This is a genomic window from Halobacterium bonnevillei, assembly GCF_009831555.1.
Classification (GTDB): domain Archaea; phylum Halobacteriota; class Halobacteria; order Halobacteriales; family Halobacteriaceae; genus Halobacterium; species Halobacterium bonnevillei.
In genome coordinates this window covers 1-3,094 of sequence record NZ_WUUU01000253.1, presented here as the reverse complement: position 1 = coordinate 3,094, position 3,094 = coordinate 1, and the positions used below count along the sequence as shown (strand labels likewise).

General features: G+C 69.0%; 1 protein-coding gene and 1 pseudogene. One reads left to right on the top strand and one right to left on the bottom strand.

The window, feature by feature from the left end; translation table 11 throughout:
- Window positions 1-1,140, bottom strand: a pseudogene (locus tag GRX66_RS17815) (methionine synthase); the annotation flags it as partial.
- 270 nt (window positions 1,141-1,410) lie between these two features.
- Between GRX66_RS17815 and GRX66_RS17810 the strand changes: the two are divergent.
- Window positions 1,411-3,094, top strand: a 1,684-nt coding sequence (locus GRX66_RS17810; RefSeq protein WP_159527698.1) for a hypothetical protein, incomplete at its 3' end; no start/stop codon positions are given.

Below are 3,094 nucleotides of genomic sequence, written 5' to 3'. Positions count from 1 at the left end.
CGCTGGCGATGGCGGCGCCGTCGTCGACGAGGGCCTCGAGTTTCGCCCACGCGATCTCGGGGTGGACCATCGCGAGACCGGCCTGCGTGTCGAACCGCAGTCGGGCGCCGCGACGACGCGCGTCGGGTCGCCGACGGCGTTCGCGACGCGTTCGAGGCGGTCGGCGACGACCTCGGGGTGTTCGACGACGTTCGTCTTCACGTCGACGACGCCCGGGAGCAGCGTCCAGTCCTCGGGGAGCGGGTGCTCGCGGAAGACGCGGTACTCGTGCTGGTGGCGGGGGTTGGCTTCCTCGATGGAGAGCGCGCCGACGTCGAGTTCGTACAGTTCCGGAAGGACCTCCTCGAGGGGCGTGTCGCGGTGGTGCGGGCCCTCGTAGCTCCCCCAGCAGGTGTGGACGCGGAGCTGGTCGTCGGGGATGTTCGCGGTGGCGTCGTTGAGCGCGTCCACGTGCATGCGGACGATCCGGCGGAGTTTCTCGACGGGGCGGTCGCCGAACCCGCGGTGGCCGGTGGTCAGGAGGTCGGGGGCGTCCAGCTGGAGCGTCGCACCGGTCTCGGCGACGAGTTCGTACTCCGTCTGGAGCGCGTCGCCGACGGCCTGCAGGAACTCCTCGTGGGAGTCGTAGTAGTCGTTGACGAGGGTGGCGGCGGCGATGCCCGGCGACGCGGCCGTGAGGAACGTGTCCTCGAAGTCGGCGTCGGTCGCGTCGATCAGTTCGGTGAACGTCTCGATCTCCTCGCGTGCGGCGGCCTCGCCGTCGTACTCGACCGGGCCGACGACCGACGGCTGTTTCGTGAGGTCGATGGTCTCCGCGTCGAAGGCGTCGCTGGCGTACTCGGGGTAGTCCGCGAGGTCGTCCCAGAGGGGCGCCTCGCGGTCGTCGCCGATGCCGGTGAGGCGGTTGGCGACGTACCAGTTGAAGGAGACGCGGGGCTGTTCGCCGTTGTTCACGACGTCGAGGCCGACGTCCGCCTGGCGCTGGATGACTGTCTCGGTGGCGTCTCGGACGGTCTGGTGCCACTCGTCGTCGTCGACCGGGTCGCCGGCCTGGCGTCGCTTCAGGAGGTCGAGGAGTGCCGGCGTCCGCGGCAGGCTCCCGATGTGCGTCGTGTGGATGCGGTCGGTGTCGGCGGTCATCTAGTGTCGACCTAGAACACCAGCACCGTGATATGACTTGGGATAGTATTAGATTTTAGAATATGTTCTTCAGTTATATCGGGGCGTGTCTCGACCCACCGAACCCCGGGGGAAGTAGTCAGAGATACAATGAGTGAGCCGGCGACACCCCAAGCGGTATGGCCCGTGGGCCCATTCGAGGAGTACTCAGAATGCGACTCCCAGCCACCCACAATCGACGACGGCACGGCGGCGTCCCGGCCCGCTCCCGCACGCCCGGGGAGGAAATCCGTGGCTGAGGACGACCCGCAGTCGGTCACTCGACGGTCCGTCCTGGCGGGGGTCGGTACCGCCGCCGCCGCGTCGATGGCGGGCTGTTCGCTGTTCGACCGAGCGGACGACGGCGACACGTCGGCCGTCGACGACGACCGCGCGGCAGCGCTTGCAGAAGAATACGCGCCGACGCTGTACTTCGACGAGAACGAACAGTGGTTCCCGACGGACCCGCGGCCGTTCGAGAGCGAACTCGACGGCGACACCGTCGTCGATGGGTTCGACGCCCTCGACGGCTACGTCGAACAGGGCGGCGCCGACGACCCGCCCGCGCCGACCGGCTTCTACAACGTTGTGGAGTACGCGGAGTCGCCGCTCGTCGTCGTCCAGTACTGGTTCTATTCGGCGTTCGACCAGTTCACCACGAACTTCCACTGGCACGACTGGGAACTCCTGCAGGTGTTCGTGGACACCGACACCGAGGAACCGCAGCTCCACGTCGCGAGCTCCCACTCCCGGAAAGTCCCGAACAACGAGTTCCTCGACCCCGACCGCACCCGCCCGCGGATTCTCTCCGAACTCGGCTCGCACTCCAGTGGCCTCTCCGTCAACGAGGACGCCGAACACTTCCAGCGGCTGCCCCTCGACGGCAGCGTCGCGGACATCACCAACAGCGTCATCGACGGCATCGAGTCCGTCGCGGCCATCCCGCTGGCGTACGGCCTCCCCCGGGACGAAGGCCTGGCGCTGCCGTACGCCGTCCCCGAACTCGACGGAGAACCGTTCTACGAGCACGACCGCCTGCCGTCCGTCGACGCCGCGGACCTGGTGCCCGACGACCTGACGATTCACTCGTTCAGCGCGCTCGGGTCGCCGCCGGACCTCCCGGAGCGAGAGTCCGGCCGGCGCTTCGACTACGTCGGCCGCGAGGCCGAAGCCGCCGACGTGACCTACGACCTGGAGCCGTCCGCGGACCTCGAACACATCGCGGACTTCACGGGCCCGCAGTTGAGCTTCGAGTTCGAGATTCCGGGGTTCGTCGAAGACCAGTTCGCCGGCCACATCACGACCACGGGCGTGCCGTGGACGGACCCCCGCTACGAGAACCCCGCCTCGGACATCAGCGAACCGAAGCACCGCCAGGCGCTGGCGGACCGCTACGACGCGATCGGCGACCCGTCGCCGGTCAATCAGGTCGTCGCCGGCGTGAGCAACGCCATCTCCGACGACGACGCGCCAGAGGACGAGGGCCTGACGACGGTCTCGTCGCCCCTGGAGCTGTTCGCGCTGTTCCAGAGCGAGCCCGAGGCCGTCCCGACGTTCAACGGCGTCGCAGTCGTCCAGGACGTCCCGCCCGGCGACCACGAATTGACGATCAACGGCGCGGGCGTCGCCCCCCACTCCGAGACGGTGACCGTCAGCGACGACGGCGGCGCGACGGCGGCCGGCGTCGAGGGCGAGATTCCCGTCGTCGCGCGCGAGAACGCCGTGAAGCTGGAGGTCGACCCGACAGAGGCGGACAGCGAGCTGACCGACCTCGCCGTCGAGGACGACTTCGCGGGCCGGCTGTACGACGCGCCGCTCTCGGAGCCGGACGCCGTCTACGTCCACAGCGGCGGCGCGTACACGACGGAAGTCCGGGACAGCGACGACGAGGTCGGCGCGTTCCGCGTCAACCCCGGCGAGGAGGAGCGCGTGCGCG